This window comes from Streptomyces sp. UH6, assembly GCF_013421635.1.
Taxonomy (GTDB): domain Bacteria; phylum Actinomycetota; class Actinomycetes; order Streptomycetales; family Streptomycetaceae; genus Streptomyces; species Streptomyces abyssomicinicus.
In genome coordinates this window covers 1-1,022 of sequence record NZ_JACADT010001456.1, presented here as the reverse complement: position 1 = coordinate 1,022, position 1,022 = coordinate 1, and the positions used below count along the sequence as shown (strand labels likewise).

Genomic DNA, 1,022 nt, shown 5'->3' with positions numbered 1-1,022 from the left:
GCCGTGGCCCGTGCCGTACCCGACGACGCGGTGGCCGCCCGGTCCTGCGAACGGGCGCGCGCGGATGCCGTCCGGCTCGTACGCCCCTTCGTACGACCCCGTGCGCCCGCTTCGCGATGACGCGGTACTCGGTACGCGGTGCGCGCCGGGCCACCGTGAGGCCTGAGGCGCGGGCGTCAGGCCGCCGGACGGTCGCCGAGCATGCCCCGGAACAGCTCCCGCAGCCCCTGCCGCAGGGCGTCCAGGCCCGGGGGGTCGGCGTGGTACGAACCCGCCGCGCACGAGAACATCAGACCGTCCGCCCAGGCCACCAGCGACAGCGCGTGCCTGGCCGGATCGGGTGATCCCAGCCCCGTGACGAGCCCGGTGACCGTCTCCCGGAACCGCGCCCCGGCCGCGTCGAAGTGCGCCCGCAGCTCGGGTCGGCGGGTCGCCTCCAGGGCCAGTTCGTACCGGGCGACGAGCAGGTCGCGGTTGCCGGTCAGCGAGCGGTGGACCGCGAGGGCGAGGGCGTCGACCAGCTGGTCCGGACCTCCGTGCGGATCCGGCATCTCGTCCACGGCGAGCACCCGGGCCTCCCGCTCGGCCAGCCGGAGCACCGCCAGCTCCAGCAGCGCGAGGCGGGTACGGGCGACGTTGGAGGTGGAGCCGTGCGGCAGCCCGGCCGCGTCGTCGACCGCCCGGTGGGTCAGTCCGCGCATGCCCCGCGCGGCGAGCAGGGTGAGCGCGGCGTCGGCGACGACGGTGGCGCGTGACGTCGGTGCTGGCATGCCTCCAACCTACCCTCGCAACTACGCCTGTAGTAACCTGGCCATCGGTTACTACGGATGTAGTGACCGGTCTCCGGAGGAGGAGAAGCCATGCCCCAGTCCTCGCGGGTCGTCGTGGTCGGCGGCGGTATCGGCGGCCTGACCGCGGCCGTCGCGCTGAGCCGGGCCGGGCGGGAGGTCGTCGTCCTGGAGCGCGCGCCCTCCCTGGAGCCAGTGGGCAGCGCCATCTCGCTGGCCCCCAACGCGCTGCGC

Annotated in this window: 2 protein-coding genes; one reads left to right on the top strand and one right to left on the bottom strand. The window is 75.1% G+C overall.

The window, feature by feature from the left end:
- Nucleotides 1–176: 176 nt before the first annotated feature.
- Nucleotides 177–770, bottom strand: a complete 594-nt coding sequence (locus tag HW445_RS32570) for a TetR/AcrR family transcriptional regulator (protein WP_180224335.1) — start codon at nt 768–770, stop codon at nt 177–179.
- A gap of 90 nt (nt 771–860) precedes the next feature.
- Between HW445_RS32570 and HW445_RS32565 the strand changes: the two genes are divergently transcribed.
- Nucleotides 861–1,022, top strand: a 162-nt coding sequence (locus tag HW445_RS32565) for an FAD-dependent oxidoreductase (protein ID WP_180224334.1), incomplete at its 3' end; no start/stop codon positions are given.

What these genes read in the sequence shown, in the direction of transcription:
- HW445_RS32570 (WP_180224335.1), bottom strand. Translation starts at nt 770, where the DNA reads ATGCCAGCACCGACGTCACGCGCCACCGTCGTCGCCGACGCCGCGCTC.